This is a genomic window from Haloarcula regularis (assembly GCF_029338315.1).
In the GTDB taxonomy this organism is placed as follows: Archaea; Halobacteriota; Halobacteria; order Halobacteriales; family Haloarculaceae; genus Haloarcula; species Haloarcula regularis.
In genome coordinates this window covers 2,990,721-3,017,644 of the sequence record NZ_CP119794.1, presented here as the reverse complement: position 1 = coordinate 3,017,644, position 26,924 = coordinate 2,990,721, and the positions used below count along the sequence as shown (strand labels likewise).

At 69.8% G+C, this 26,924-nt stretch carries 26 protein-coding genes and 2 pseudogenes; 17 read left to right on the top strand and 11 right to left on the bottom strand.

What is annotated here, in order from left to right:
* The first annotated feature begins 10 nt into the window (after window positions 1-10).
* Window positions 11-700, top strand: coding sequence for a type I 3-dehydroquinate dehydratase (locus tag P1N55_RS16325; protein WP_276276562.1), 690 nt, complete (start codon window positions 11-13; stop codon window positions 698-700).
* Window positions 701-1,086: 386 nt separating this feature from the next.
* On the opposite strand, the gene P1N55_RS16320 is transcribed toward P1N55_RS16325, so the two are convergent.
* On the bottom strand, window positions 1,087-2,058 hold the full coding sequence (locus P1N55_RS16320) for a phosphoadenosine phosphosulfate reductase family protein (protein WP_276276561.1): 972 nt from the start codon (window positions 2,056-2,058) through the stop codon (window positions 1,087-1,089).
* A gap of 163 nt (window positions 2,059-2,221) precedes the next feature.
* Here P1N55_RS16320 and P1N55_RS16315 point away from each other — a divergent pair, with 163 nt between their 5' ends.
* The gene (locus P1N55_RS16315; RefSeq protein WP_276276560.1) at window positions 2,222-2,836 is read left to right on the top strand and encodes a stage II sporulation protein M; all 615 of its coding nucleotides are present in this window, start codon (window positions 2,222-2,224) and stop codon (window positions 2,834-2,836) included.
* Window positions 2,837-2,923: 87 nt separating this feature from the next.
* On the opposite strand, the gene P1N55_RS16310 is transcribed toward P1N55_RS16315, so the two are convergent.
* Window positions 2,924-3,523 carry a DUF7110 family protein gene (locus P1N55_RS16310; protein WP_276276559.1) on the bottom strand — a complete coding sequence of 200 codons (600 nt, stop codon included), beginning with the start codon at window positions 3,521-3,523 and terminating at the stop codon, window positions 2,924-2,926.
* A 201-nt stretch (window positions 3,524-3,724) separates the two neighbouring features.
* On the bottom strand, window positions 3,725-4,045 hold the full coding sequence (locus tag P1N55_RS16305) for a 2Fe-2S iron-sulfur cluster-binding protein (protein ID WP_276276558.1): 321 nt from the start codon (window positions 4,043-4,045) through the stop codon (window positions 3,725-3,727).
* Between the two features lie 103 nt (window positions 4,046-4,148).
* Here P1N55_RS16305 and P1N55_RS16300 point away from each other — a divergent pair, with 103 nt between their 5' ends.
* Window positions 4,149-5,522, top strand: a complete 1,374-nt coding sequence (locus tag P1N55_RS16300; protein WP_276276557.1) for a geranylgeranyl reductase family protein — start codon at window positions 4,149-4,151, stop codon at window positions 5,520-5,522.
* A gap of 120 nt (window positions 5,523-5,642) precedes the next feature.
* Window positions 5,643-6,209 carry an ArsR family transcriptional regulator gene (locus P1N55_RS16295; RefSeq protein ID WP_276276556.1) on the top strand — a complete coding sequence of 189 codons (567 nt, stop codon included), beginning with the start codon at window positions 5,643-5,645 and terminating at the stop codon, window positions 6,207-6,209.
* 47 nt (window positions 6,210-6,256) lie between these two features.
* Here P1N55_RS16295 and P1N55_RS16290 read toward each other — a convergent pair whose 3' ends face one another.
* Together P1N55_RS16290 and P1N55_RS16285 are read right to left on the bottom strand one after the other, a co-directional pair.
* Window positions 6,257-7,978, bottom strand: a complete 1,722-nt coding sequence (locus P1N55_RS16290; protein ID WP_276276555.1) for an L-lactate permease — start codon at window positions 7,976-7,978, stop codon at window positions 6,257-6,259.
* A gap of 581 nt (window positions 7,979-8,559) precedes the next feature.
* Window positions 8,560-9,777: an MFS transporter gene (locus P1N55_RS16285; protein ID WP_276276554.1), complete on the bottom strand. Its 1,218-nt coding sequence runs from the start codon at window positions 9,775-9,777 to the stop codon at window positions 8,560-8,562.
* 112 nt (window positions 9,778-9,889) lie between these two features.
* On the opposite strand from P1N55_RS16285, the gene P1N55_RS16280 reads away from it, so the two are divergent.
* The 12 genes and pseudogenes from P1N55_RS16280 (at window position 9,890) to P1N55_RS16225 (ending at window position 21,028) form a co-directional block, all read left to right on the top strand.
* Entirely contained in the window at window positions 9,890-10,279 is a 390-nt protein-coding gene (locus tag P1N55_RS16280) for a gamma-glutamylcyclotransferase family protein (RefSeq protein ID WP_276276553.1), read from the top strand.
* A 92-nt stretch (window positions 10,280-10,371) separates the two neighbouring features.
* Window positions 10,372-11,097, top strand: a pseudogene (locus tag P1N55_RS16275) (PAS domain S-box protein); the annotation flags it as partial.
* 91 nt (window positions 11,098-11,188) lie between these two features.
* Window positions 11,189-12,646, top strand: coding sequence for an ATP-binding protein (locus P1N55_RS16270; RefSeq protein WP_276276552.1), 1,458 nt, complete (start codon window positions 11,189-11,191; stop codon window positions 12,644-12,646).
* A 99-nt stretch (window positions 12,647-12,745) separates the two neighbouring features.
* Window positions 12,746-14,968, top strand: a complete 2,223-nt coding sequence (locus tag P1N55_RS16265) for a type II/IV secretion system ATPase subunit (RefSeq protein ID WP_276276551.1) — start codon at window positions 12,746-12,748, stop codon at window positions 14,966-14,968.
* Between the two features lie 30 nt (window positions 14,969-14,998).
* On the top strand, window positions 14,999-16,846 hold the full coding sequence (locus tag P1N55_RS16260; RefSeq protein ID WP_407067201.1) for a type II secretion system F family protein: 1,848 nt from the start codon (window positions 14,999-15,001) through the stop codon (window positions 16,844-16,846).
* The gene (locus tag P1N55_RS16255) at window positions 16,843-17,571 is read left to right on the top strand and encodes a DUF7289 family protein (RefSeq protein WP_276276549.1); all 729 of its coding nucleotides are present in this window, start codon (window positions 16,843-16,845) and stop codon (window positions 17,569-17,571) included. Before P1N55_RS16260 ends, P1N55_RS16255 begins: the two co-directional genes overlap by 4 nt.
* Window positions 17,564-18,007 carry a DUF7266 family protein gene (locus P1N55_RS16250; protein WP_276276548.1) on the top strand — a complete coding sequence of 148 codons (444 nt, stop codon included), beginning with the start codon at window positions 17,564-17,566 and terminating at the stop codon, window positions 18,005-18,007. The genes P1N55_RS16255 and P1N55_RS16250 overlap by 8 nt, the downstream gene beginning before the upstream one ends.
* Complete coding sequence (locus P1N55_RS16245) at window positions 18,004-18,714, top strand: DUF7263 family protein (protein ID WP_276276547.1); 711 nt, start codon at window positions 18,004-18,006, stop codon at window positions 18,712-18,714. Before P1N55_RS16250 ends, P1N55_RS16245 begins: the two co-directional genes overlap by 4 nt.
* The gene (locus tag P1N55_RS16240; RefSeq protein ID WP_276276546.1) at window positions 18,707-19,111 is read left to right on the top strand and encodes a DUF7262 family protein; all 405 of its coding nucleotides are present in this window, start codon (window positions 18,707-18,709) and stop codon (window positions 19,109-19,111) included. Before P1N55_RS16245 ends, P1N55_RS16240 begins: the two co-directional genes overlap by 8 nt.
* A complete protein-coding gene (locus P1N55_RS16235; protein ID WP_276276545.1) occupies window positions 19,099-19,626 on the top strand; it encodes a DUF7261 family protein in 528 nt (175 codons plus the stop codon). Before P1N55_RS16240 ends, P1N55_RS16235 begins: the two co-directional genes overlap by 13 nt.
* A gap of 60 nt (window positions 19,627-19,686) precedes the next feature.
* Entirely contained in the window at window positions 19,687-20,490 is an 804-nt protein-coding gene (locus P1N55_RS16230; RefSeq protein ID WP_276276544.1) for a helix-turn-helix transcriptional regulator, read from the top strand.
* Window positions 20,491-20,794: 304 nt separating this feature from the next.
* Window positions 20,795-21,028: an SgrR family transcriptional regulator gene (locus P1N55_RS16225; protein ID WP_276413388.1), complete on the top strand. Its 234-nt coding sequence runs from the start codon at window positions 20,795-20,797 to the stop codon at window positions 21,026-21,028.
* Between the two features lie 225 nt (window positions 21,029-21,253).
* Here P1N55_RS16225 and P1N55_RS16220 read toward each other — a convergent pair whose 3' ends face one another.
* From P1N55_RS16220 to P1N55_RS16210, 3 genes and pseudogenes are all read right to left on the bottom strand, one after another.
* On the bottom strand, window positions 21,254-21,805 hold the full coding sequence (locus P1N55_RS16220; protein WP_276276542.1) for a hypothetical protein: 552 nt from the start codon (window positions 21,803-21,805) through the stop codon (window positions 21,254-21,256).
* Window positions 21,802-22,569: a nucleotide-binding protein gene (locus P1N55_RS16215; RefSeq protein WP_276276541.1), complete on the bottom strand. Its 768-nt coding sequence runs from the start codon at window positions 22,567-22,569 to the stop codon at window positions 21,802-21,804. Before P1N55_RS16215 ends, P1N55_RS16220 begins: the two co-directional genes overlap by 4 nt.
* 59 nt (window positions 22,570-22,628) lie before the next feature.
* A pseudogene (locus P1N55_RS16210) lies at window positions 22,629-24,096 on the bottom strand (cobyric acid synthase).
* Between the two features lie 117 nt (window positions 24,097-24,213).
* Here P1N55_RS16210 and P1N55_RS16205 point away from each other — a divergent pair.
* On the top strand, window positions 24,214-24,480 hold the full coding sequence (locus tag P1N55_RS16205) for a hypothetical protein (protein WP_276276540.1): 267 nt from the start codon (window positions 24,214-24,216) through the stop codon (window positions 24,478-24,480).
* Here the strand turns inward: P1N55_RS16205 and P1N55_RS16200 are convergent, their stop codons facing one another.
* The 3 genes from P1N55_RS16200 to cobD are packed head-to-tail and all read right to left on the bottom strand — an operon-like array spanning window position 24,481 to window position 26,909.
* Entirely contained in the window at window positions 24,481-25,152 is a 672-nt protein-coding gene (locus tag P1N55_RS16200; RefSeq protein WP_276276539.1) for a cob(I)yrinic acid a,c-diamide adenosyltransferase, read from the bottom strand.
* Window positions 25,153-25,162: 10 nt separating this feature from the next.
* Window positions 25,163-25,876: an adenosylcobinamide amidohydrolase gene (locus tag P1N55_RS16195; RefSeq protein WP_276276538.1), complete on the bottom strand. Its 714-nt coding sequence runs from the start codon at window positions 25,874-25,876 to the stop codon at window positions 25,163-25,165.
* The gene (gene cobD, locus P1N55_RS16190; RefSeq protein WP_276276537.1) at window positions 25,869-26,909 is read right to left on the bottom strand and encodes a threonine-phosphate decarboxylase CobD; all 1,041 of its coding nucleotides are present in this window, start codon (window positions 26,907-26,909) and stop codon (window positions 25,869-25,871) included. The genes P1N55_RS16195 and cobD overlap by 8 nt, the downstream gene beginning before the upstream one ends.
* Window positions 26,910-26,924: the final 15 nt, after the last annotated feature.

Here is a 26,924-nt window from a genome sequence, read left to right as displayed (position 1 = left end):
AACCCCGGCTATGGACTTCAGTTCGTTCACGCTGCTCGCGGCCGGCCACGACCTGGGTATCGAACCGGCCGCCCGCGAGGACGCCGACGGGGTCGAACTGCGCATGGACATGGCCGAGGCGCCACTGGCTCAGCTCGAGGCCTACGACGGCGAACTCCCGGTGCTCGTGACCAATCGCGTCGAGTGGGAGGGTGGCGGGACGGCGGACTCGGCCGAGCGACTCGACACACTGGAGCGGGCCGTCGAGTTCGACGCCGTCGAGGCCGTCGACCTGGAGCTCGCGGCGCTTTCGGGCGAGGGGGGCCACGACGCGAGCCGGGTGGCGGCCCACGCCCGCGACCACGGGGCGTCGGTGGTCGTCTCGACGCACGACTTCGAGGCGACGCCGGACCGGGAGACGCTCGTCGACCGGCTGGAACGGGCCTGTGCGGCCGGAGACGTCGGGAAGATAGCGACGACGGCGCACACGCCCGACGACGTGCTGGCCGTGCTGGCCGCGACACGGGTGCTGACCACCGCCGGCGAGCGCGTCGCCACCATGTGCATGGGCGAGGCCGGACGCCACTCACGGGCAGTGGCGCCGCTCTACGGGTCGAAGATCGGATACGCGCCGGTCGATCCCGCTGTGGCGACGGCACCGGGCCAGTACGACCTGGCGACGCTCCGGGACCTGGTCGAGCAGCTGGCGAGCGAGGCGTAGCGAAAAGAGACCGCGCTGTACTGTAGCGCCCCGTCTCTACGGACCGGCCAGGTGACTCGCCTCCGGGTATCGATCCACCGGTTCGTCGTCCCCTCGGTCGCTACTCGGCGCCGTGGGCCGGCACGAACCCGCAGTTCTGACACCCGCGATGTTTCGTCGTCTCGTAACTCATCGGTTCGCCGCAGTCGGGACAGTCGTAGGCTCGAACTGACATATGCTACCCTATATTTCGACGGCTACTAAATTATACGACAATCGACGAACCTACAGTAGCCCGGACCCCGCTCGTCGAACCGGAGCGGCCACGGAACAGACAGTCGATGAGTGAGAAACCGAAACGGAGTGAGACGGGCGTCGAAATTACCCGTCGGTGGCGACGGCCGGGGTTACATGTAGCCGAGGTCGCGCAGGCGCTGCATCAGGTCCTCCTTGTCCTGTGCGCGGCCCGCGCGCTCGGTCGTGTTGGCCATGTCTTGCAGCCAGGCGGGTTCGTCGTCGGACTTCTTCGTCGAGACCTCGCTGCCCAGCGAGCGGAAGCCCTCGAAGTACTTCGGGGAGACGGGGATGTCTTCCTGTTCGATGCCCTCCGGCAGGTCGCCAAAGCCCTGCGGGACGTAGCCCTCCTCGGGGTAGCCGGAGACAGTGTCGGGGACGACGAAGTGCCAGAAGGCCTCCCAGACGTCGGCCTCGGCGAACTGGAGTATCGGCTGGATGCGGTCGTGGGGCGGGTAGATGTCGGGGTTGTGCCGCGGCGAGAAGAACGTCTCGTCGGCGCGGGACTCCTGTTCGTCCCAGCGGATCCCCGAGAGGATGCCGTCGACGTCGTACTCCTCGATGGTGTCGTTGAGCGCGACGGTCTTCAGCAGGTGGTTGCCGACGTACGTGTCCAGCAGGAACGGGAAGGTCTCGTCCTCGTACTCGAGGATGTTGCGCACGTGGTGCTGGTTGTGCTCGGAGAGGGCGTCGATGGGGATGTCGTCACCCGGTTCGAGACCGTTCTCGTCGACGTAGTCGCCGACGTCGGTGTTGCGCGCCCAGATGACCTCCAGGTCCCACTCGTCGGCCCAGTGCTTGACGAACTCGATGAGCTCGTCGAAGTGCTGGTAGTGGTCGATGAAGACGACCGGGGGTACCTCGAGGTCGAATCGGTCGGCGACCTCTTTGACGAAGTACAGCGTCAGCGTCGAGTCTTTCCCGCCGGTCCACATGACGACCGGGTTCCGGTACTCCTCGAGGCCGCGCTTGGTGACCTCGATGGCCTTCTCTATCTTGTCGGTGATCGCCGGGTAGTCCGCGGCGGTCTGTTTCTCGCCGTCCTCGTAGTCGACGTCGAGGTAATCGGGGAAGTCGTCGGACATCGTGTAATGAGATATAATTAGAGGCTTGTAAGTATTTTTTGGGTTCTCGAGCGGTGTGGGAGGAAAAGACACGCCTACTATCGTGCGGTCCCGCCGTCGCGTCCCCGTAGGCGCTCTCTACGCCCCTGTCCTTTTACTCGTGTCGCCCCTGCGTCCAGACAGGATGACCGACCGAATCGCGTCGGCTGCCGGCATCGTCCGGCGCTGGGTCGCCCTGTATGTCCCCGTCGCGGCAGTCCTGCTCGGGGCCAGCACCGCCGTCGGGTTCCTGCTCGGGAACGCCGTCCCCCTCGAGTCGCTGCCGACGGCGCCCGACGGCGGTGCGGACCCGTTCGGGCCGACCGAGCTGACGACCACCGCCATCGCGGTGAACAACCTCACGGCGATGCTCGTCATGTTGCTCGGGGCCGTCACGCTTGGCATCGTCTCCGTGTTCGGCCTCGTGCTGAACGGCCTGCTCATCGGCGCGGTGGTGGGCCTGGCCCTCCAGGAACTGCCTGTCGTGGTGGTTCTCGCCCTGCTGATCCCCCACGGGATTCTCGAGATCCCGGCGCTCCTGCTCGTCGCGGCCGTCGGCCTGCGCTTTGGCAGGTTGACCGTCCGCTACCTGCGCGACCGGGAACCGGAACTCGTGACCGAGCGGCGACTCCGGGAGGCCGGGTGGCTCGTCGTGCTCTCGACGCTGCTGATTCTCGTCGCGGCGTACATCGAAGCCACAATCACCCTCCAGGTGGCCGAGCGGGTGGCCGGCGGGCCCATCACTCCGGTCGGGCGCTGAGGGCGCGACGGCGTCAGTCGAGGTCGGCGGGCGCATATCCGCGACGCTCACGAACACGCGGCAGCCGTCGGACCAATCCGGACGCGACTAGTTGATGAACTCGTTGTCCCGCCAGTTGACACCGTCGCTCTCGTCGTCGTCGGACGGGTCCTCGACGACGTTGATGGAGGCGGGCAGTTCCTCGCCGTCGACGATTCGGACCGCCGTGAGCTCGTCGTCGACGGCGGCGATGGCCGTCAGCGTCCCTTTCTCTGCCACCTTCGCGATCTCACACAGCACCTCGAACATCTCGTACTGGAGGGCGGTGTTCTGGAGCACCGTCTCGCGGTCGCCCTTGAAACAGGCGTACTCGACGAGTTCGGACTCGATCTCCTCCTCTTCCTCCTCGAGGGCGCCCCACTGTGGCCCCCCGCTGCTCCCCGTGCTGGCCGCGCCGGGCGGCCCCATCTCGTCGGGGTCCTCCTCGTAGACGCGATTTTCCGTGACGCTGGCCTTGAGCTGTGCTGTCGGCGTGTACTTGCTCATCGTCTCGTCCTCGGCGACGGCGCTGACGATGAGCGTGTTGTTCCGGCGGGTGATGTCGATGTCCGCGATTTCGGGTGGGAGGTCCGGGTCGTCGAAAAAGTCGTATGCGTCTTCCAGTGGCAGTTCAAGTGTCGAATGAAGTCTGTATACGCGACTGGTCATGGTTAGGGGAAGGTGTCAATCGTCGCCGACCGTCCGCTGACACTGCTGTCACCACCACCTAGGAACCACACGCTTATATCACCTGCCCTTTATTGTGCTAGGTTATGTCATTCTATTGGCGTCCGGTTCGAACGGTGGGTCCGGCCGCGAATGGGGTCGCTAGGGGCTCCGAAAACCGGGTTGGCAGCGCCTACCGACGGGTCAGTCGTCGGCCGAGACGGCGTCGCCGGCAGCCGCTTCGATGCTGGGCGGGTAGACGCCACGGTCGAGTTTCAGATCCGACTGGGGCCGGGCCATGCAGGTCAGCGCGTAGTTCTCCCGTTCGCGCTCGGTGAGGCCGCGCGCGGCCGGCTGGGTCACCTCGCCCTCGACTATGTGGGCCGAACACGCCAAACACATTCCCACGCGACAGGAGTACTCCTGGGCGATGCCCGCCTCGATGCACCGCGAGAGGATGGTCTCCGTGTCGGCGACCGTGATGGTCTCGCCGGTCCCGACGAATTCGACGGTGTACTCGGTCATATCCCGCCGTTCGGAACCACCCATCAAAACTCTTGTCTCCGAGGCTGACCCGCCGAGACCGACAGTCGGAACGGTTTTCTCTCTCCGGCTAGCAGGCACCACCATGAGCAGTCACGAGTACGACGTCGTCGTCGTCGGGGCGGGCACGTCCGGGTGTTACGCCGCCGCGACGCTCGCCGACGGGGGGTACGACGTCGTCGTCGTCGAACGGAAGGACGCCGAGGAGGCGGGGCACATCGCCTGCGGTGACGCGCTGAAGGGGGCCAGCGACTTCCCCGAGGCCATCCCGAAGTCCCAGCTCGAACCCGCGTTCACCAACACTGGCGTCGACCACGGCCGCTTCGAGATTCCACAGGAGGACACGGTGCTGGAGATTCCGGTCCCCGGGGAACTGGCCGTCATCGACCGCTGGGAGTACGGCCGCCGGGTCATCGACGGGGCCGAGTCGAAGGGCGCGGACTTCCACTACGACACCGTCGTCCAGGACGTCGACCAGGACGCCGACGGGCGCGTGACGGGCATCACAGCGATGCGGAAGGGCCGCGAGGCCACCTACGAGGCGGACCTGGTCGTCGACGCCGCCGGTGCGCTCTCCCTGTTGCAGGACAAGACCGACTTCGAGGGGGCCACCTTCGACACCAACGTCCGGTACTCGCAGTTCTGTTCGGCCTACCGCGAGATAATCGAGGTCGACGAACCCGTCGAGTGGGACGACGCCCTCGTCTTCAAGCCCACCGAGCGGTCGGCGGGCTACCTCTGGTACTTCCCGCGCACGTCGACGGAGATCAACGCCGGCCTGGGCTTCCAGATGAACGAGGAACCGATGGAACTCGTCGACGACCTGAAAGCCGACCTCGAGAACCGCGCGGAGTTCCAGGGCGCGACGGTCACCGACAAACTCGGGGCGGCCCTGCCGACGCGGCGGCCCTACGACTCGGCGGTCGCACCGGGCTACATCGCTGTCGGCGACGCGGCGGGCCACGTCAATCCGACGACCGGCGGCGGCATCGCCGGGGCGGCCTACGCCGGGAAGTACGCCGCCGAGCAGGCCATCGAAGCCATCGAGGACGACGCCACGGGCGACGAGGCCGCGCTCTGGGAATACAACGAGCGGGTGATGGACCACTTCGGCGCGCGTTATGCCGCGCTGGACGTCTACAACATCTTCACCACCGCCTACGACATCGACGACCTGATGGGCCTGCTGGCCGCGCTCCCCGGAGAGAAACTCGCCGAGGCACTCTACGGCGGGTCCACGGACCTGAGCCTCGGGCTGAAGGTGAAGACGGCGATCAAGAGCGTCGGGCACTGGGGGACCATCTACGACCTCTATCAGACAAAGCGACTGGCCGACCGCCTGCTCGATCACTACGAGTCGTACCCGAGCGACCCCGCCGGGTTCGACGCCTGGCAGCGCGAGCGCGACGCGATCATGGACGACGTCTACGAGCTCACCGGTGCGGACCCGAAGTACTGACACGTCCGTGACTGACCGTTCCGCGAGTGTGGGACCGACGTGCAGTCATCGTGGCACGATGTCGCCGGACCTCGCTCGGGCAGGTCAAGATACAATAGCGTCGGGCGCGACGACCGACCTATGAGCGATGCGAGGCCCGGTGCGTCGTCCGACCGAACGTCCAGCGACGAGTTCTCGCTGGAGAGCGTCCTCGCCGTCTTCGACGACCGGGCGGACCCCGGCCGGCCGCTGACCGCCAACGACGTGATGGAGGCACTGGGGTGCTCGCGGCGGACGGCCCACAACAAGCTCAACGCGCTCGTCGAACAGGGCCGCCTCGCGACTCGGAAGGTCGGTGCCCGCGGCAGGGTCTGGTGGGTACCGCTCGACTCGGTCGTCGACGACGCGGCTCGGGCCCGCGCGGAACGCGAACTGGCCATCGACAACGAGGTCCATGCGGTGGACCTGCCGGGCGACGGCGAGCGACTCGCGAAGCAGCGCGCGGCCCTGCAGGCGGCCTACGACTTCCTCGGCGAGAACCCGGAAGCCACCGAGTCGGAGGTCATCACAGAGGTGTTCCCCGACCACCCCGCGGGGCACGACACCGCCGACGACTGGTGGGCGGTCATCAAGCCGGCGCTGAAGGAACTGCCCGCCGTCGACGTGGCCGCGGACACGGACCACTTCTGGCACTACGTCGGCGGGTGATAGAGACGGCGAGCGAAGACCGCGAGATCGGGTCGTTCAGACCCGTCTCAGAACGTCCCGGGCGCGAAGACGTAGACGAACAGCAGCGCCAAGATGCCGGTCATCGTGGCGTAGTAGGCAAGCGGGATGAGCTCGAGGCGGATGACACGCCCCTCCTCGCCGACGAGGCCGACGACGGCCAGCGCGGCGACGACGTTGTGGACCGCGATGAGGTTCCCGATAGCGCCGCCGACGGCCTGGGCGCCGACCAGGATGGTCCGGGAGACGCCCAGGTCGGTCGCGACGTTGTACTGGAAGGTGCCAAAGAGGATGTCACTGACCGTGTTCGACCCGGCCAGGAAGGCCCCGAAGGCCCCGACCAGCGCGGCGAAGAACGGATAGACGACGCCGGCGGTGTCGGCCGTCGCCTCCGAGAGGACCACCAGCATACTGTCGACGTTGGCCGTCTCGCCGGACTGGATCATGATCTGGACCGTCGCGACGGCAAAGATCAGCGCGAGCACCGCGGGCGTCACCTTCACGATGGTCTCGGACCAGGCGTCCGTGATCTCGCGCCGGTCCATCCCGTGCAGCGGAATGGTCAGCAGGTGGACCGCGACGAAGATAGCGCCGGGCAGGTACAGCAGCGCGAAGCTGTTGTCCATGCCCGTACCGAGGATGTTCGGCCACGCGAAGACGAGCGTCGAGGTGAGGAAGTTCGTCACGGGGTCGACGACCCGCGTGAGGACGAGCAGCGCGGCGAGCACGGCGTAGGGCGTCCACGCGCGGACGAGCGACATGGACTCGGAGGCGGCGACCTGCCCGCCGTCGGCGGCGACCCTCGTACTGCCGCTGGCCGATTCGCCCGGCTGGATGTCGCCGATCCAGTGCTCGGGCCACTGGGACTCGGGCGCGAAGTCCCAGTCCTCGTCGGGGTGGAAGAAGCCGGCCTTCAGCGCACCGACCGTGAGGACCATCCCGCCCATCGCCCCGAACAGGCCGGGGAAGGTCGGGCCCAGGAAGTACGCGGTGAGCCAGTACGGCACCGAGAAGGAGGCCCACGCGAACAGCGTCAGGGGCAGGACCTCCAGTGCGGGCCGGATGGACCGTTCCTCGCCGAAGAAGCGCGTCATCATCGCCACGCCGATGAAGGGCAACAGCGCCCCGACGACGACGTGGAAGGTCGCGGCCCAGACGGCGATCTGGGCGACCCACTCGGGGATGGTCATCCCCTGGGCGGCGACCGTCGACTGGATGGACTCGGTCGAGGCGAAGATGTCCTCGAGGCCGATGATGAGCGGCGTCCCGACGGCGCCGAACGTGATTGCCATCAGGTTGCCGGTCAGCGCGATGACGACGGCCGCCAGCGGCGGGAAGCCAAGTCCCACCAGGAGCGGGCCGACGACGGCGGCGGGCGTCCCGAACCCGGCCGCGGCCTCGATAAAGGACCCCATCAAGAACACGAGCAGGACGACCTGGACGCGCCGGTCGTCGCTGATGGAGGTGAACCCGGCGTTGATGACGTCGAACGCGCCAGTCTCCTTGAGCGTATACAGGACCAGGATGGCCCCGAAGACGATATAAAGGATGTTCACCGCGGTAATCGCCCCGTTGATGGACGCCGCCGCGAGCCACCGTGGTGACATGTTCCACCCGAGGACGCCGACGACGGCCGCGACGAGCCACGCGACGGGCATGGCCCGCGTGGCGGGCCAGTACCGGCCGATCATCAGGAAGGCGATGGCCGCCAGCGGTAACACCGCCAGGCCGATCTGCAGTGCGGTCGCCATCTCAGTGCCCCTCCCCCGGGAGCGCGCGACGCACCGGTCGCGGACTGTACTGTGCTGTCTGTGTCGATGCCAGTGGTGGCATAGTCGACGGCTCGTCCTACCGGCTATTTATACCCGACAATCGTTCAGAACGAGTTGTTACTCAAACGACTACCACATAGAGCGTAATCTGTGCTTTTAGTCCGTTTCAGAACTTTATTCTTATTTTCTATTTTTGAAATAAAATCCCCCAGTTTACAGTTGTGTGTACACCCAGCGGGGGATGCACTCGTGTGTACCATCAGTACAAGGCTGGATTTCCCCTGTACAGTCAACTGTAATCGCCGGTCTCCGGCCGGTTTCCCGGCCAATCCCGACCGACCTGCCGACAAGCCCGGACGACCGACCGGCTACTCGGGCACGTGGACCGGAACGTGCCCCCCGGCGAGCGCACGCATTCGAGACGGGTTCGACGGACCGAAGGCACCGACGGTGAGTCGACCCGAGGGCGACGGCGGGTGATCGCGGCGGGGTCGCTCGCGTCGTTCAATCTGGTCGACTGGAGTGCCAGACGGCACGGCGGACCGCCCGGGACCTGCCCGTCAGTCGTCGACCGGCCACAGGCCGGGCAGCGGCGAGTGCCCCCGGGTCGAGAGGCTGGCCACCAGCAGGGCCCCGGCGAGGAGGGGGACGACGGCGCAGGCGACGTAGACCGGGGCGAACCCGACCACGTCGACCAACGGGAGCGACACCAGCGGGCCGAGCGCACCGCCGAAGTCGCCGAGGACGTTGTTCGTCGCCGTCGCCCGCCCCATCCGCTCGCTCGGCGTGAGGTCGGCCAGGAGCGCGACCAGCGGCCCGCTGGTTCCACCCTGGCCCGCGCCGACGAGGAGGCAGGCCAACACGAACGCCGGGAGGGAGCCGGCGACCGCGAGCAGGAGAAACCCGGCGAACGAGACGACGAGGAAGGCGAGCAAGACCGGCAGGCGCCGGCCGTCGCCGTCGCTGAGCGTCCCACCGGCGAGCGTCAGCCCCGAGGCGGCGACGACGGTCACCGCCATCAGACCGCCCGAGAGCCCCTGGGGGCCGTAGCCCAGCGTCGTCAGGTCCCTGACGTCGATGACGAGCACGAGCGTCGAGAACAGCGCCCCGAGGTACGCGAAGTAGAGGCCGAAGTTCACCAGGCCGACCGAGAGGGTGGTCCGGGTAGTGTCGACGTCGAGCGGCGAGACGCCGCCGCGGTGGTCGTCGACGTGTGTCTCGGGGACCAGCACGTAGGCGATGGCGCCGGCGAGCATGGCGAACGCCGCCGCGACGGTGAACGCGGCGGCGACGCTGTAGGCCTCGCTGACGACGCCGCCCAGGACGAGGCCGACGGGGAACCCGAGCGTGATGCCGCCGCGGACGACACCCATGTTCGCCCCGCGCGAGTCGGCGCCGCTCACGTCGGCGGCGATGGTGTAGGCCGTCGCGAACACGAGCGCGCTGCCGATCCCCCAGAGGACCCGAGCCACCAAGAACCAGGCCTCCGGGAACGGCGCGGTGACAGCCACGAGGTAGCCAAGCGTCGCCAACCCCTCGACGAAGAGACCGACGACGAAGGGTGTGCGCGTCCCCACCCGATCGATGAGTGACCCCGCCGGGGCGTTCGCGACGATGCGGGTGATGCGGTTGGCGCTGAGAATGAGGCCCACGAGGAACGGCGAGATGCCGAGCACGGCCCCCAGGTTCGGCAGGATGGGGAAGACGACGCCGCCGCCGAACCCGACGAAGAAGGTGCTGACGATGACCGCGAGCACGACGGTCCGTCGGCGGGTCATCGGGCCGACTCACCGCCGCTCGTCGCTCGGTGCACAGCGGGCGTTGTGACCGGCCGCAATTAGGGATGTCGTTGTGGCGGCGTTCATGTCCGTGGCGCCCGAAACCGGGGGCATGGATGTCTTCGTCTACGGGACGCTCACCGACCCGGCGACGGCGGCGTCGGTACTCGAGACGTACACGTACCGCGGGCCGGCCACGCTCGCCGGCCTCCACCGCGTCGACGGACGCTACCCCACGCTCGCGCCCGGTGGCACGACCGACGGCCGGCTCCTCCGGACGCCCGACGTCGCCGCCCTCGACGCCTACGAGGGGGTCGACCGGGACCTGTACGTCCGGGTATCGCCCCCGCGGGCCGACACAGCGGACGGGCGCGTCGAGTGCTACGTGGGCGACCCGGCGGCGCTCGACGCCCCGGTCGAGTGGCCCGGAACCGGCCCGTTCGCCGACCGCGTGGGCCGGGTCTGTCGACGCGAGGACGTCGGGGTTCGGGTCCGGGAATAGCCGGGTCGGCCGCACCGATCACCGACACCGAAGTATCAGCAGTAGTAATCCCGTCCGAACTATTATCAGTGTCACATCATTCTGTGCGGCATATGTCTGCGGCCGAGCGTACCACCCGGATCCTCTATGTCGACGGCGACGAGGCGTCCGCGGCCCACACCGCGGCGTGCCTCGAACGGGAAGCCGACTCGTTCGAGGTCGTGACCGCGGACTCGGTGCGCGACGGGCTCGACCGCATCGAGACGGAACGGGTGGACTGTGTCGTCAGCGAGTACGACCTCCCCGACCGGACCGGTCTCGAGTTCCTCGAGACGGTCCGCGAACGGTACGGGGAATTGCCGTTCGTCATCTTCACCGGACACGGCAGCGAGGCGGTGGCGAGCGAGGCCATCGGCGCCGGCGTGACCGACTACCTGCAGCAGTCGAACGAGCCCGGTCGGGACGCCGTCCTCGCGAACAGGGTCGCCGCGGCGGTCGACGAATACCGGTCGCGCAGCGAGGACGAGTCGAGCGAGGAGCGCCTGTCCCTGCTCGTCGACGAGTCGCCGATGGGCGTCATCGAGTGGGACGGGGAGATGCGCGTCGTCCAGATGAACCCCGCAGCCGAGGACATCCTGGGATACAGCGAGGCGGAGCTAGTCGGCAAACAGTGGACGGAGATCGTCCCGCCGTCGGACCGGGCCCCCGTCGCCGACGTCATCGCCGAGATCATGGAGACCGGGACGAAGGCCCGCAACGTCAACGAGAACGTCCGCGGCGACGGCGAGCGCATCACCTGCGAGTGGCACAACCGCGTCGTCACCGACGACGACGGGTCGGTCGTCACGATGTTCTCTCTTCCAGGAGGTCACGGAGCGACGGCGCCGCGAGGACGCTGTCGAACAGCTCCACGAGACGGCCCGATCGCTGATGAGAGCCGAGACGCACCAGGACGTCGCCGAGATGATCGTCCGGGCCGCCCGCGACATCCTCGACATCCCGGTCAACTCCGTCCACCTCCGGGCGGCAAAGGACGACCGCCTCGAACCGGTCGCGTGGACCGACGAGGCCAGGGAGGTGGTCGGTCCCCTTCCGACGTTCGAGCCCGGGAGCGGACTCGCCTGGCAGGTCTTCGAATCCGGTGACGCGGCGATGTTCGAGGACGTCTCGACCGCCGATGACCGGTTCAACCCCGAGACGAACGTCCGGAGCGAGATGATACTCCCGCTCGGGGACTACGGCGTGCTCCTGGCCGGGTCGACAGCGGTCTCGAAGTTCGACGGGGCCGACGTCTCGCTGATGAAGACGCTGACCACGACGGCGACGGCGGCCCTCGAGCAAATCGAACGAACCGAGGCGCTGGGACTCGAGCGCCACCGGCTCCGGACGCTCTTCGAGATGGTACCGGAACCGATCATCCGGGTCAAGTTCGAGGACGACCGCCCCGTCCTGCGGGACGGGAACCCGGCGTTCGAGGAGACCTTCGGCCACGACGTCGAGGACGCCGCCGGCGAACCGGTCAACGACCTCATCGTCCCGCCGGACCGCCAGCGCGCGGCCGAGCGCATCGACGACCGGATACGCAGCGACCGGACACTCGGGCGGGAGGTGCGTCGCCAGACGGACGACGGACTCGGTGACTTCCTCTTCCGGTCGGTCCCGGTCCCCGGGGAACGCGACGAGTACTTCGGCATCTACGTCGACATCAGCGAGCTGAAGCGGTACGAGCGCCGCCTGGAAGAGCAAAACGAACGCCTGGAGATGTTCGCGGGCGCCGTGAGCCACGACCTCCGGAACCCGTTGATGGTCGCTCAGTCGGGCGTCGAGATGGTCCAGCAGCAATTGGAGGGCGACGGAGACCTGAACGACGACGCACTGGACATCGTGGCTCGCGCCCACGACCGGATGGACCAGCTGGTCGACGACCTGCTGACGCTCGCGCGCCACAACGGCCAGACGCTCGACCCGGAGCCCATCTCGCTCGCCGACGTCGGGCGGGCCTGCTGGGAGACGGTCAAGACCGACGGGGCGACACTCGACGTCGAGGCGACGATGCGCGTGCGGGCCGACGAGAGCCAGCTGAAACAGCTACTCGAGAACCTCGTCCGGAACGCGGTGGACCACGGCGGGACCGACGTGACCGTGACCATCGGCGACATCGCGGACGGGTTCTACGTCGAGGACGACGGCACCGGAATCCCGCCGGCCGAACGAGAACAGGTCTTCGAGCGGGGCTACTCGACGGCCGACGACGGCACGGGGTTCGGACTGGTCATCGCCGATCAGGTCGCCGACGCCCACGGCTGGGATCTCCGCCTCACCGACGGCGCGGACGGCGGGGCGCGCTTCGAGGTGTCCGGCGTCGAGACTGACCCGACCGAGGGGTGAGCGCAGTCCCGCGGGCAAAAGAATACCCACAGTACTACGATAAAATCAGACGTATTCTATACTAAAATTTAAGTCCGATCGGGCGTCGAACGACCCGACATGAACCGACACGCGGACACAGCCTGGCACGCCGCCGTGCCGGCACCGGTACCGCCGGACGACCCCGGGGCCTGGTACGCTCCGGACGTCCGAGAACAGGACGAGATCTATCCCGGCGTGGTCGTCACCATCCGCCGGGCGGGCAGCGAGTTCGGGTACGAGGTCCGCGAACCGCTGCTCTCGACGCCGGCTGCGAACGCCCTCGCGACCGTCGAATCGCACTTCGAGGGTGCACACGTCGAGCGTCCCCGAACGCGTGAGGGTGCCATCGAGCGCATGGACGGCGGATTCGACCCGAAACACCGCCGGGTCATCGACCGACTGGTGGAGTGTTCGCCGGCCGTCCGCCGACGCGTTGACTACCACGCGGCCTGTTCGCTGGCCTGTTTGGACGACCTGACGCCGTACGCGCTGGACCACCGCATCGACGTCGCCGACGTCACCGACGACGGCGTCGTGGTGCACACCGACGACTACGCGCCGGCCCAAACCGACCTGGGGCCGGAGCCGGCGTTCATCGACCGGTTCGCCAGCGAGCGCGTCGAGCGCCACACCGTCTCCTTCGAGGGGTTCGAGGTGCCGGTCGTCGTCTACCGCGAGCACCTGCTGGGGTCGGACCCGTTCACGACGAAGTACGCGGTCCGGGAACCGGACCTGTTGCCCGGCGACGAACAGCTCATCGAGGCCTGCAAGGAGCGCATCTGGGAGACGAACGTCGACGGCCTCGTCGAGGACCGCACCGCGTTCGTCCGCGAGCGGGCGCGGGCCCATCTGGCCCGACAGCTCACCGTCCGCAACACGACCGAGTGGCTCGACGCCGTGCGCTACCGCGTGCGCTCGGCGCTCGCCGAGCTCGACCTGGCGGTGCCGCCGGTCGACCACCGCTTCGCCGCCGACCGACTCGAGGACCTGCTGTACTACGTGATGCGCGACCTGGTCGGCTACGGGAAACTGACGGTCCCTATCCGCGACCACACGCTCGAGGACATCGAGGCCAACCGGGTGGGCGAGCGGGTGAAGGTCCTTCCCCGAGCCGACCTCGGTCACGACGGCCGTGTCCCGACGAACCTCGCCTTCGAGTCCGAGAGCGCCTTCGTCAACGTGGTGATGCAGCTGGCGGCCGACGACGGCACCGAGCTCAACGCCTCGAATCCGAGCGCGAAGGTCAACATCGACCCCGACGGCGACAGCGAGGCCGACGAGACCATCCGCTGTGCGGTGGCCCTCCCGACGATCAGCGAGGGCGGCCCGCACATCTCCATCCGCAAGCAATCGGCCGACGCGATGACGCCGGTCGACCTCGTCGAACGCGACTCGCTCCCGACGGCGCTGGTCGCCCTGCTGTGGCTGTTCTACGAGTCCCACGGCGTCGTGCTGTTCTCGGGCCCGACGGGCGCAGGGAAGACGACGCTCATGAATGCCCACATGCCCTTCGTCCCCTACCGCGACCGGCCCATCAGCATGGACGAGGGATCACGCGAGGTGCGCATCCCACACGAGACCGGCGTCTCGCTGACCACCCGCGAACACGAGCGCGACCACCGGCGGGTGACGATGGCCGACCTGATGACCCAGTGCAACTACCTGAACCCGGACGTCGAGGTCATCGCCGAGATCAACACGCCCGAGTCGTTCGAGACGTTCGCGGAGACGCTGAACACCGGCCACGGCGTCATCGGCACCACGCACGCCGACGACGTGGAGACGCTCGTCAACCGCGTCATCGAGAAGGGGGTCCCGACGTACCTGCTCGCGGAGATCGACCTCGTCGTCTTCCCGCGGCACGTCGACGGCCAGCGGTACGTCGCCGAGGTCGTCGAGTTCGTCGACGAACCCCGGTACCGCGACGACCGTTCCGGAACCATCGAAAAGGACGGGACGACCGTCCACTGGAACAGCGTCTGCCGGCGCCGGCCGGACGGGACCTACGACCTCGCATACGAGCACCCCCAGTTCGGCGACGAGGCCCGGTCGGTCGAGACGGCCGTCCTCGAGCGCCTGGCGAGGCTCCGCGACGAACCGATCGAGGACGTCGAGGCCGCGCTGCACCGCCGGCACCGCTACGTGCAGTACCTGGTCCGGGAGGGAATCACGGACTTCGAGTCGCTGTTCGAGGTGCTCGCGGACTTAGAGACCAACGAGGCCGCGACCGTCGAGCGACTGCGACGACGGGCCGGCGAGTCGGGCCCCGACCGCCCGGAGGTCCGGAGCGATGACGACTGACGGTCCCCCGCTCGGTATCGTCGACCGGGGCTGTACGCACTCTTTGCCCACCACGCCGACGACGACCGCCACACCGCGACGCGGGCCCGGTACCGGGCGGCCGACCCAGACACCGGGTTCGGACTCTACGTCGCGCGGCTGTACGGCCTCGCGTGGCTGGCGCTCGTCGCCGGTATCACCGGCACCGCGACGCTGGCCGCACTCGCCCCGCCGGCCGCAGTCACCCGGCTCGCGGCCGTGGTCGGCGAGAGTCTGCCGGTCCTCAACCGTCTGCCGCTGCCGACGGTCCCCCGGGCGGTCCTCCTGCTCGTCGCCAGTGCGGCGGCCGGGCTCTGCTGTCGGACCGCGGTGTTCCGGCTGGGCGACCGCTACCTCTCGTGGGTCGCCGCCGGTCGACGGGCCGACATCGCCGCGACGCTCCCCGGCGCCGTCCGGTACCTCCGCGTGCTCGCCTCCGGCACCCACGACCGGGAGGCGATGCTCCGGGCGGTGGCCCGGCAGGACGCCTACGGCGAGACGGGCCGAGCGTTCCGGCGTGCGCTCAACCGGGGCGCGCTGACCGGAAGCCTGGACGACGGGCTCGAACAGGTCGCGGGCGAGACGCCCTCCCGGGACCTGCTCGCACCGTTCCTGCTGAAGTTCAAGGAACACGCCAACCAGAGCACCGAGGCGTTGGCGGGCTATCTGGAGATGGAGGGGCGACTCCTCGCCCACCAGCAGACCCGCCGCCACGAGCGCGCGACCGGCTACCTCGAACTGCTCGCGGAGCTGTTCGTCGTCCTCCTGGTGGTGCCGGCGCTGGTCGTCCTCATCGTCACCGTCATGAGCGTGCTCGCGCCAGGGCTGTCGGCGCCGGTGTCGACCCCGCTGGGCGAGACCACGGTCAGGGCGGCCGTAGTCTACGCGAGCGCGGGGTTCGTCCTGGTGACCGGGGTCCTCGCGTCCTGGCTCGTCCACTCGCTGCGGCCCACGACGACCGCGACGCCGACGTACCACCGGCCCGACGGTCCGCTGGCGACGCTCGCGACGGCCCACACGAACCCCGCGAGCGCGCTCGTCGTCGCCGTGCCGGCCGGGGTGCTGGTCGCCGCTGGTCTCTGGTCGCTGGGCTACCGACCGCTGAACGTCGGCCTGCTGTCGTACGTCGCCGTCGGGCTCCCGGTCGGCGCCGTCGCCGTCCGCAGGGCGCGCCGTGACGACGCGAAGGACCGGGAGATACAGGACTTCGTCCACGCCGTCGCCGGCCACGTCGCCCTCGGGCGGCCGTTCCCCGAGGCGGTTCGGCGGGTGGCGGCGGAGGTGGAACTGGGGGCGCTCGCCGCGGACGTCGACGCGCTCGCGTTCACGCTTGGCCTGAGCGACAGTCCGGACGGGGAGGCGACCAACGGACGCTCGGCGGCGCTCGAGCAGTTCGTCGAGCGCGTCGGGACGCCGCTGGCCGAACAGACCATCGGGCTCGTCGTCGGCGCGCTCGACGCCGGGAGCGACAGCGAGGACGTCTTCGAGACCCTGCAGACCGAGATCGGGACGCTCTACCACCAGCGCAAGTCGCTCCGCTCGGCGCTTTTGGTCTACGTCGCCGTCGGCTGGACGACGGCCCTGCTGGTGCTTGGCATCACCGTCGCCGTCAACGTCTACGTCCTGGCCGAGTTTACCCAGCTGTCGGCCGTCGCCGACGGGTCGACCGTCGCCTTCGACCCAGCCGCGGTCGACCCCGAGCGGGCACGATACCGGTTCTACGTCGTCACCCAGGCGACGATGCTCGCCTGTGGCTGGTTCGCCGGCACGGCCAGCCGCGGCGTCTACGAGGCGCTGCTTCACTCCGGCGGGCAGGTCTGTATCGCCTACGTCGTCTTCGCGGGGGTGGGGCTGCTGTGAGTCGGACGCCGTCGCGCGGCCAGTCACACGTCGTCGGCGTCGTCCTGCTGCTTGGCATCACCGTGGTCGCGCTGGGGGGCCTGACGGCGGCCGTCGGCACCGTCGTCGACGGCCAGACCGCGGCGGCCGACGAGACACGTGTCGAACACGCCTTCCGGACCGAACTCCGGCCGGTCGAACACACCGGGCCGAACGAAGCGCGGGTCAGTTTCACCGAGGGGCGCCTGTCGACCGTCGAGCGTGACCTCAGAATCACGACGTCCGCGGGTGTCGTGCGAACGGTCGAGGTCGGCGGGCTGGTGTACGCCTCCGGTCAGTCCCGGGTCGCGTTCCTCGCTGGAAGCGTGGTTCGCGGCACGGCCGGGAACGCGTGGCTGGAGCGGGACCCGCCCGTCACGGTCACGCGTGACGGGGAGACGCTCGTCGTCGGCGCGCCGCGCCTCGGGGCCCGCGGAGAGGGCGTCGCCGGGAACGGCGGCGCGTCGGCGCGACTCCGGACGAACGTCAGCCACGAGCGGATCGAACTGGGCGAGCGGGAGTACGGGGTCGCACTGGAGACGGCCACACCAGGCCCACTGGCCCGCTACTTCCGGCGGCAGAACGCCACGACGGAGATCCGTGACCTCGACGACGACGGGGTCCGGAGCGTCCACGCCACCTTCCCCGGGAACCGGACGCTGTACCTCGTGGTCCACCGGATGCGCCTGGAGGTGGCCCATGGATAACCGCGCGGTCAGTCCGGTCGTCGAGAAGCTGCTCGCGCTGGGGCTGGTGGTGGTCTATATCGGCCTCCTGACGACGACGCTGTACGGCGGCGCCGTCCCGACCTACCGGGCGGCCGTCGGGAGCGAGCTGGGCGAGCGGACGCTGGCCGAAGCGACGGCCCGCGTCGAACAGGCCGTGCCACCGGACGGGCGGGCGGCGTCGGCGCGGTACCCGGTCGACCTGCCGGCGACCATCGGCGGGGCGGCCTACGAGATTCGGACGGACGGGCGCGAGCTCGTCCTGGTCCACCCCGACCCGTCCGTCGGAGGTCGGACCCGCCCGGTGTTGTCGGACCGCGTCGGCGCGCTCGCCGGGACCTGGGAGAGCGGCGCCGAGACAGTGGTGACAGTGGACGGGTCGCCCGACGAGTTGACCGTCGAACTGGAGGAACGATGAGCGACGCGAGGGTCGAACCGCCCGGCGCTCGACGGGGCCGCGCGCAGACGACGCTCCCGGCACTGGCGCTCGCGCTCGTCGTCCTCACGGTGGTGACCGGTCTGAGCCTGGGGATGGCCGACGCGGCCATCGGCGGCGGCGACCGCACGCCAGACGAGCGACGCGCCGCGGCCGCGCTCGCCGACCACCTGGTCGCGCCGGACGGTCCGCTGGCGGTCCGGGAGAACGTCCTCGCGCGGGACCGGGTCCGGTCGTTCGACGGCGGCGCCCTCCCACGAGTCGCCCCGGCCGACGACGCGTACGACGTCCGCGTCACCCTCGACGGCCGGACGATTGCGCGCCGGGGCACCCCGCAGGGCGGGACGACGGTCCGGCGCATCGTCCTCGTCGAGCAGCGGACGCGCGAGAGGCTGACCCCGGACCTTGGAGCCACCGCCACGGTGACGCTCCCCCGCCGCACCGGCGCGGCGACGGTGACCCTGGCGCCGCCGAACGGGACCACCGTCTGGACGGTCCGGGCCGACGACAGGGTCGTCCTCCACGACGAAGGCGGCCTCGAGGGGCGCTTCGACGTGTCGCTGGTCCCTTACGAGACGGCGACGCTCCGGTTTCGGTTCGCCGGTCCGCTGGACGAGGGCGACGTGACCGTCGCCTACGACGCCGCCCGGACGACGAAGGCCACGCTGGCGGTGAGCGTCGATGCCTAGGGCGCAACTCCCGCTGTCGCTGGTCGAGGTGGCGCTGGGTGCCGTGCTGATACTCGGCGTCGCGCTGGGATTCGCGCTCGGGACACCGGCGCCGGACACGCGGACGCCCCAGCTGACGGCCTACGCCGAGGATACGGCGACGGTGGTGGCAACCGAGGCGCCGCGTCACGGCGGCACGACGCGGCTGGGGGAGGTGCTGCGCAGCGAAGCGGCCTTCGAGCGAGAACGGGGCGCGCTCGAACGCCGCGTCGACCGCATCGTGCCCGCGAACGTGATGTACCGGGTCGTGACGCCACACGGGACCGTCGGGTTCCCGAAACCCGATGGAGTCCCGACGGGGACGGCGACGGTCCCGACCGGGTACGGCCGGGTCCGCATCGAGGTGTGGTACGCGTGAGACGGGGCCAGCTCGTGCTCGTGGCGGCGGCGCTCGTCGCAGTCGCGCTGGCGCCGGTCGTCCTCGCGTCACTCCAGCTGGGCTACCACGGGGACGTCCGGGCGACGGGGGACTACGGCGATCCGACGCGGGACGCCCGGCGCGCGCTCGACCGGGCGGTCGCGACTGCGCAGTCGGGCGTCACCGGCGAGTACGCCTGGTCGCGCCGGCGGGCCGCGGTGACGGAGGTCCGCGACCGACTGGAACCGCGACTCGAGCGACTCCGGACCTCGCGGGTCGACGCCGGGACGGTCCACGCGGTGACCTACAACGGGACCGTCGCCGAAGCGTGGGCCGACGAGCGCTGTCCGGGCGGCCCGGCCCGAGAGTTCGGTGCCTGCGTCGTCGACCGGGGCGTCCTCGTCCAGAACCGGATCGGCACCACCCACGTCGTCGGCGTCGGTCTCGACGTCACGACGACGACACCCCGCGGCGAGACGCGCGTGACCGTCTTCGTCCGCCCGGTCGGTCGATGACGCGATCGACAGCTACACAATCGTGACACTAAACACGCAGGGGCCTGGTACTGTAAACCAATGGAACCCGACGAGGCGGCCTTCGGGGACGTCCAGTTTCTCACTGGGTCCCCCCAGCGGTTCGCGGTGCTGTCGGCCCTGTGTGAGACGCCGGCACGACCTTGCGACCTACGCGACCGGGTAGACGCGACGCGGACGACCGTCCAGCGCATCCTCGCCGGGTTCAGGGAGCGCGACTGGGTCTACAAACGCGACGGGCAGTACCACCCGACGGTGACCGGGCGGCGGGTGCTGACGCGGTACCGGTCGCTGCTGACCGAAGTCGAACGGGCCCGCGAGTTCGGCCCCGTCGCGACGCACCTGGAACCGGTGGCCGACCGGTTCCCCGCGGCGCTGCTGATCGAGAGCACGATGACGCGGGGGACCGAACAGGACCCGCTCGCGGCGGTGAGCCGGCTCATCGACCGGTTCCGATCGGCCGAGGGACGGGTACGGGCCATCTCGCCGATCGTCTCCCAGTCGTTCAACGAGGTGGCGGCCGAACTCCTCGACTCGGACGTCGAGATGACGCTCGTCGTCGACCGGGACGTCATCGCCCGCTCCGCCTCGGACTTCCCGACGGCGTTCGAGCGGGGGATAGAACACGGCGGTATCGACATCTTCGTCCACGAGGCGCCACTGTCGTTCGGGCTGTTACTGGACGACACGGGGTGCTGTCTGGCCGTCTACGACGACGGGAACAACCTCAGGGCGACCATCGAGTCGGCCGACGAGTCCGTCATTGAGTGGGCGCACGCGCAGTACGAGCGACGCAAGGAACGGGCGGACCCGCTGGAGACACTCGTGGCCGACTCACAGGAGTGATACGAGGGCGCGATGTCAGACGGGGGACCGGGCGACCGGAACGGGGGTGGAGGGGGAATGGGGGACCATGGAAGGCCGAATCGAAGGGTCCCTGGCGGACCTGGCATCCAGGCCAGTGGGACTGGAGCGTCCCACCCGAATAATGCGGGGGGAACAGTCTATACTTATTCTCGCGCACCCGTTACCGATCCCGACACCTGTTACAACCCCTGTAACATGCCTGTCGCCGGGTAGACCGCGGGACGTCGAGGCGTTCCTCATGGACGACCGACAGTATAAGTACCAGGCCGTCGTGATTTCTCACATGTCACCACCCGGACGGGAAGTCCAGTACACCGAATCCGACGTCATCGAGGTGTTCAGAGACCGGAACGACTACGCGGAGCCACTGACGGCCTCGGAAGTCGCCGACCGGCTGGGCTGTTCGCGCCGGACGGCGCTAAACAAGTTGCACAGCCTGGCCGCGGAGACGGACGTCACCAGCAAGAAGGTCGGGGGGCGCTCGCGGGTCTGGTGGATTCCGGTCCGGACGAGCTGATATCTGAGTTTTCCGCCCGCGAGAGGGGTTCTGCCGACGGTTCACGCCGCATCGCGAGTGAGAGCAAGAATGGCAAAAGCGGTGTCGCTTCGCGTGACGATGAGCGACGCCTGTGGCTCGGACGGACCCTCGCGGCCACCGCTCTCCGCCTCGTGCCGATGCTCGGGACGAGGTGTGCCGCCCGGGGATGCGGCGATGGGACATTAACAAGTGAGGTCCGCGGCGCTAGAGGTCCCACTCCTCGGCCCGCTCCCGGGCCTCGGCGCGCGCCTGCTCTTTGATGGCCGAGATCTTCTCCGTGTCCTCGAGGAACGCCTCGACGGCGCTCGCGTCGCCGGGGTCTCCCTCCGTCTGGGAGTTCGCGGGCTCGTCGCCCGCCGACCGGTCCGGGTCGGCCCGGCGCGTGCTCTCGGCCAGCGCCGGGTCGCCGGCGAGTCGCTCGGCCGGCATCCCCGGGGGCACCTTGAGGTCCGTCGCGTCGTGGACGGCCGCCAGATCGGTCGCCGGCAGTTCGTGCAGCGAGACGTGGTAGGGGCCGGGGATCGCCAGGTCGGCCAGCGCCGGCGGTCCGCCGCGGTCCGTCCCGGTGTGGTAGGCGACGACCGGCACGCCGTCCTCGAAGGTGATGACGCCGCGCCCCTCGGCATCGAGCAGGAGCGCGTCCTGGGACTCGAAGACCGCGTAGCCCGTCAGCTCGCGGTCGAGCACGTCCGCGAGCGGTTCCCGCGGGTCGGCGACGACCCGCGACTTGCAGAGGCGACCGGTTGGGAGCCTCATGGCGGGTGGGGGATGACCGCGCTCCGGAAGCGGTCGGCGACGTCTCCCGGCCGGCCGCTGGCTACTGTCAGCGCGTCCGCCGCACGCCGGTAGGCCGCGGCCGCCGCCGACTCGGGCGCGTGGGCGAGCAACGGTCGACCCGCCCGCCGGGCCTCGCGTGCGGCCTGGGCCTCCGGAACTGCCGCGAGCGTCGGTCCGTCGAAGTACCGCTCGGTCTTCTCGGCGACCCGGTCGATAGGTTCGTCGTCCCTGACCTTGTTGAACAGGAGGCCGGCCACGTCGGTGTCGTAGGAGGCGGCGTACTCCTGGACCTTGAGGCCGTCGGAGATGGCCGGTATCGTCGGCTGGAGGACGACCACGGTCCGGTCCGCCATCACCACCGGGAGGACGGCGGCGCGACTGTCCAGCGCCGGGGGCGAGTCAAGCAGGATGACGTCGGTGTCGGCCGCGAGCGTCGCGACGACGTCTCGCAGCCGCGTCGGGTCGGCGTCGCGGAACCCCTCCAGACTCGTCCCGCAGGGGACCACGGTCATCCCGAAGCGGTCGTAGGCCGCGTCGACGACGGACGCGTCGTCGGCCAGCACGTCGTGCAGCGTGGTCTCGGCGTCAGAGAGCCCGGCGTGAAAGAGCAGGTTCGCCATCCCGGTGTCGGCGTCGACGACGGTCACGTCGTACCGGTCCGACAGCGCCATGCCCAGCGCGACGGTGCTCGTCGTCTTGCCCGTCCCCCCTTTCCCGCTGGCGACGGCGAAGACTTCGACCATGTGCGTGCGTCCCCGCCCCATCGCACATAAAGTTCGCGAATATTCGATCCGAAAAAACCTTACTCGACCCCGAGCGGCCCGAGGTCCACGTGGTCGGCGACCATCCGTGCGGCGCGCTCGTAGGGATTTGGCTGCCCGGAGTCTCCCTCCCGCGGCGGGTCGATACCGGCGGCCGCGAACGTATTTCTCACGAAGGTATCTCTCGCAGACTCGTTCTCGAAGAGGTCGTGGAGGTAGGTACCGAGCACGTCGTCGGTGGCGGCCCTCGGTCGCGAAGGGGCGCGTCACGTCGCCGGTCGACGTCGACTCACCCGTGTGTATCTCGTAGCCCTCCACGACGCCCTCGGCGCCGTCGAGCGGGCCGACGCCGCGAATCTGCCGCGTGACGTGCTCGACCGTCTTGGTCTCGGAGAACGTCGTCTCGACGGGGAGCAGGCCGAAGCCGTCGACGCGCTCCTCGTCATCAGTACCTTCGAGGGTAGCATTCGTCAGCGTCTCTCCGAGCATCTGGTAGCCGCCACAGAGGCCGACAACCGGTCCCTCGAAGGCGGCGAGTCGCTCATCGAACCCCGCCTCGCGGAGCGCCAGCAGGTCGTCGACGGTGTTCTTGCTCCCGGGCAGGACGACGGCGTCGGCGTCCGCGAGCGAGTCGGCGGGCGGGACGTAGGCGACCCGGACGCCCGGTTCGCGGACCAGCGGTTCGAGGTCTGTGAAGTTCGAGATGCGCGGGAGGCGGGGCACGGCGACGGTGACGCTCCGGTCTTCGGGGACGCCGTCGTCGTCGCCGCGGACCGCGCGCGTGCCGACCGGCGGGAGCGAGACGCTGTCTTCCTCGGGGAGGCCGGGGTCCTCGTAGGGGACGACGCCGAGCACCGGCACGCCGGTGCGCTCCTCGACGGCCTCGATACCGGGCGCGAGCAGCGAGCGGTCGCCGCGGAACTTCGTGATGACGACGCCGGCGATGCGGTCGCGGACGGCCTCGGGGACGAGTTCGAACGTCCCGACGATGGACGCGAAGACGCCGCCGCGCTCGATGTCGGCCACCAGCAGCACCTCGGCGTCGGCGAACCGGGCCGTCTCGACGTTCGCGAGGTCGCGGTCGTGGAGGTTGATTTCGGCGATGGAGCCGGCCCCCTCCGCGACGACGACATCGTGATCGCGGGCGAGTCGCTCGTGTGCGGCCTCGGCCGCGGCCAGCGCGGTGTCCCAGTGGTCCGCGTAGTACGCGCCCGCCGAGACATCGGCGACGGCGTCGCCGTCGACGACCAGCTGGGACTCACCGTCGCCGCGGGGCTTGAGCAGGACGGGGTTGTGGTCGGTCGTCGGCGAGACGCGGGCCGCCCGCGCCTGGACGTACTGTGAGACACCGACCTCGCCGCCCGGCGTGGCCCGGGCGTTGTTGCTCATGTTCTGAGCCTTGAACGGCGCCACGTCTCGCCCGCGGTTCGACAGGAGGCGACAGAGCCCCGCCGCTATCGTGCTCTTGCCCACGTGGGACGCGGTGCCGGCGACGAGGACGGTCGTCATTCGAGTCGCCGGTGCTTGGGACCGGGCCCGCTTGAGACTCCCGGTTAGCTACGCAGTGCGACCGGCGCCACCGCGAGGACCGAATCGCCTACGGTGTCACGGACCGAACGGGGAGTGATGACAGAGGACCGACTCGATAGCCTGGCGGCCCACATCCAAGCGACTGGCGAACGGCCGGTCGAGCGGTCGGCCGCCCGCTGGCTGGGCGAGGCCGAAGCCATCGCGACGGACCTCGCCGAGAGTGACCTGGGCCCCGACGCCCGGGCGAAGCGCCTGGACCAGCTCGACCACCTGCTGTCGAACGTCGAGACGACGGGCGACCCCGAGGCCGACGAGCACCTCGAGTCCGCCCGGGACCTGCTGGCCGCGCTCCGCGAGTCGTAGTCAGTACTCGGTGCCCTTCCGGGCGGCGTGGCCCGCGTCGAGCGGGTGTTTCTGCTTGCGAACCTCCGTGACCAGGTCGGCGTGGTCGACGACGTAGTCGGGTGCCTCGTGGCCGCCAGTGAGGACGAGTTCCAGGTCCGCGGGTTTCGACTCGACCAGGTCGACGACGTCCTCGGGGTCGACGAGGCCGCGGTTGGCGGCGTACAGAATCTCGTCGGCGACGAGCATGTGCACGCCGTCCGCCGGCGGCCCGTCGGCCGGGAGCGGTGCCGAAAGGTCGGCCGCGGCGCTCCCCGCGAGTATCTCGCGGGCGCGGTCCAGTGCCCCCTTCGCGCGGGCCGCGTGTTCGTCGTCGTCGCTCCCGTCCATGAACCCGTGCCAGCCGTAGTGGCCGGCGTTCTCGTAGGAGAACCCCGGGAGCGCGCCGATGGCGTTGTACTCGCCGCGGACGTCTTCGACGGTGCCCGTCCCGCCTTTCATGAACTGGAGCAGGTGGACGCGGTAGCCGTGCCCCACCGCGCGGGTCGCCATCCCCAGGGCGGCGGTGGTCTTTCCCTTCCCGTTTCCCCACCACACCTGCACGAGGCCGAAGTCCTCGGGCGCGCCGGGCGTGATCGGTTCGGCCGTCGGGCCGGCCGCGTTGCGCGCGCGGTCGGTCTGGTCGTCGCTCATACACTCGCGTTCAGGGCTGGAACACATCGGTCTGCCGGTCGGTGACGACACCGTAGGGGGCCTCGGCGGGAGCGGGCGGCCCATCGTCGTATCGAGCGGCCAGACTCACCCGGACTGCGTCTCGCACGCAGGCGCGGGTCGCCGTCCCCACCTCGGTCGCGCTCCCCGCAAACTCGGCCACCGACGCGTCCGGAACACAGCCGACCAGCGCCGCGTCCGAGGTGGTCCCCGGGACGCCGGCAACGTCCATCAGGGTCGCGGCCTTCGCCTCGACGGCCGTCGCCAGGAGCGTCGCGAGCGCGCCGTCGTCGAGGGCCCGGTGCGCGCCGACGATGAGGTTGACCGTGCCCGGTCGCCAGCCGTCGTCGGTCTCGCCGGATGCCGGTCCGGCGGCTTCCCCATCCGCGGCATCGTCCTCGCCCATCGGCAGCACCGCCGGGTTCGACACGCCGGCCGTCGCGAGCACGGTCACCGGGCCGCTCCGGGCGTACCGAGCGTTCGCCATCTCGACGCCGGTCAGGAGCGCCGGGCCGGTGGCAAAGCCCGCGTCGGCGAGTCGCTGTTCGCGGTAGGCGTCGAGGTCCGTCCGCTCGAAGCCCTCGGGGACGGTCAGGTTGTAGACGGCGTCGGCGCGCCGGTAGCCACCGTCCCACGACGTCGAGAGCCAGCGGGCCCCGTCCTGGGCCATCCGCGCGACGCCGTGGCGCCGGTCGACCTCAAACATCCAGGGCCTCCAGCAGGCGGTCGTTCTCCGTGGGGGCCCTGACGGCGACGCGGACGTGGCTGTCGAGGCCGCGGAACGTCCGGGCGTCGCGCAGGGCGATGCCCTGCTCGCGCGCGCTCTCGAGGAGGGCGTCGATACTCACGTCAGATACCTCGAAGAGGAGGAAGGGGGCGTCCGACGGGTAGACGTCGAAGCGCGAGCCGAGCCGCTCGGCCATCCGGGCGCGCTCGGCGGCGACGCGCTCGCGTGTCTCGGCCACGAAGTCGTCCTGCCGAAGTACGTGGGCACCGACGGCGGCCGCCGGGCCGCTCATCGACCACGCGCGCCGCGCGGTCACGAGGCGCTCGAGCGCCTCGCCGGTCGCGACGGCGTAGCCCGCGCGGACTCCCGGGAGGCCGAAGAGTTTCGTCAGCGAGCGCGCGACGACCACGCCCTCGCGGCCGGCGAGCGACGGGTCGTCAGTGTACGCAAGGAACGCCTCGTCGACCAGCAGCGTCGTGTCATCTTCCCGACACCGGTCGGCGAACGCCCGGAGCGCCGCCGGGTCGCAGGGCTCCCCGGTCGGGTTGTTCGGGTTGCAGACGATGGCCAGCGCGTGGGGCGCGGGGTCGGCCTCGAGGACGGCGTCGTGGGTGACGAACGACGGGTCGGCGCCCTGCAGGCCGACCTCGCGAGCGTACTCGCCGAAACTCGGCGTCGGGACGAGCACGGACTCGCCGGCCCGGACCGTCGTCTGGATAGCGAGCCGGATTGCTTCGAGGCCACCGGCCGTGGGGACGACCTGGACGGGCGCACAGCCGACGAACGCGGCGGCCGCCGCGCGGAACTCGGGGTAGCCGTCCGCGGGGTACGAGCGGGCCCCCTCGAACGCCGCACGATAGACGTCCTCGACGCCCGGCGGGAGCCGCGGGTTCGTGTTCGCGCTGAAGTCGAGCACCTCCGGGTCGTCATCGCTGCCGTGGGGCACACGGCCGTCGGGGCCGATGGCGTCGTCGGCGCCCGCGCGCAGGCGCTCGACCGTGTCTGGATCCATTGGCCAGTCGTAGGG